The organism is Lactobacillus sp. UMNPBX15 (genome assembly GCF_002553785.1).
Classification (GTDB): Bacteria; Bacillota; Bacilli; order Lactobacillales; family Lactobacillaceae; genus Lactobacillus; species Lactobacillus crispatus.
Genome location: NZ_PCYV01000070.1, coordinates 1 through 1,629, shown reverse-complemented (window position 1 = coordinate 1,629; position 1,629 = coordinate 1). Strand labels below are relative to the sequence as shown.

Below are 1,629 nucleotides of genomic sequence, written 5' to 3'. Positions count from 1 at the left end.
GGCCCTATCCATCCCCGCATTAAAATACGGGGATTTTCGGGCGTTTTTCATTAAAACTTTTCTACTAGCGTTCTTAATGAAAAATAGCGCATTACCCATATTCACATAATTATGGAAGAAACCTAATGACTCAATACAAACCAAAGGCAATGGTTAATGAATTATTTATTTTTTCTTAGATCTTTAACACCTGTAATAGCTTCCATGCCTTCACCCATTGCTTACCAAATTTTCGAAGCTTCTTGTGCGTCCATAATATCTGAACTATTTAAATCAATCATTAAAAAGCACCTCCAAAACTTTTTACTAAAAATTACAATTATTCATGCAGCGTTTTCTACCACAATTAATCTTTTCCGTGTTTTCTTTGCACAAAATACTTTTTAATTTGTTCAAGGTCCTCTGTGGTGGCTTCTTTCAAAATAAAATTTTTAGTAACCGATTTAAATACTGTTTTCGAGTTTTGTTTTTGGTATCCCACTTTTTAGTCGTCTTTTTTTGTACTTCACTAACTGTCATTTTACTTCACTAACCCTATAATAAAAAAATTACTACTGCAACAATAAATATTCCAAGAGCAGCTCTGTTGATTATTTTAGTTGTCTTTACATATTTTCTTTCATTTTTTCTGCCAACTATTAAAAATTTCTTTTTGCTTTTTAGAAGCCTGAGATTTTAAAATTTTTCCTTGTGGTCTCGTATAATTACATTCATGATTTCTTCAGGAATCCCAATATAGCAATACATCCACATACGTGGAGAATACACTCACACATAAAGTATATGACCACCCCTACCAGGATCACCTCCACATACGTGGAGAATACTATTCCATTGTGTATATAACATCTTTTTGAGTAGGATCACCTCCACATACGTGGAGAATACGCAATAAGTTAGCACCTTGCTTTAAATGAATAGGGATCACCTCCACATACGTGGAGAATACTGTATGTTTGGCAGTTTGGAATAGGCGGATATTAGGATCACCTCCACATACGTGGAGAATACTCAAGAGAATTAAGCGCCCAAGCAAGCAGGATAGGATCACCTCCACATACGTGGAGAATACTGGATGAATATCCGCTACCCAATCAGGATTAAAGGATCACCTCCACATACGTGGAGAATACTATGCAAAACAGGAGGTATTTAAATGAAAGAAAGGATCACCTCCACATACGTGGAGAATACCCCAATACAACGACCTGATAAGGATTTAATCTAGGATCACCTCCACATACGTGGAGAATACGTGTTGAAGGTACTGGTACTTTAGGTGGTTATAGGATCACCTCCACATACGTGGAGAATACAAGGTAAGTTCGGAGCGGAACCAAACGCAATTAGGATCACCTCCACATACGTGGAGAATACCAGACGGATATAAAAATAAATTGCGATCAAGTAGGATCACCTCCACATACGTGGAGAATACAGTAAACAAATCCTGATATAACAACAATCACAAAACGATAGATCCCAAAATTTCATCACTTTGTCATTACTATTGTATCTATTTTAATCCCATTAGTCACACAACAACAGAATTTTCTTGTCTCCCTAAATATACAAAACATTCTAAGCTAAATAGTGAATTAGTTATCCGACGGGATAATTGATTCACTA

At 35.8% G+C, this 1,629-nt stretch carries 1 protein-coding gene and 1 CRISPR repeat array; the gene reads right to left on the bottom strand.

Translation table 11 applies throughout. The annotated features are described in order from the left end of the window. Positions 1-175 precede the first annotated feature (175 nt). The gene (locus CP366_RS11185; protein WP_223845463.1) at positions 176-259 is read right to left on the bottom strand and encodes a KxYKxGKxW signal peptide domain-containing protein; all 84 of its coding nucleotides are present in this window, start codon (positions 257-259) and stop codon (positions 176-178) included. 478 nt (positions 260-737) lie between these two features. Continuing rightward, positions 738-1,438: direct repeats of the CRISPR family, unit length 29 nt; unit sequence AGGATCACCTCCACATACGTGGAGAATAC. Between the last annotated feature and the right edge of the window lie 191 nt (positions 1,439-1,629).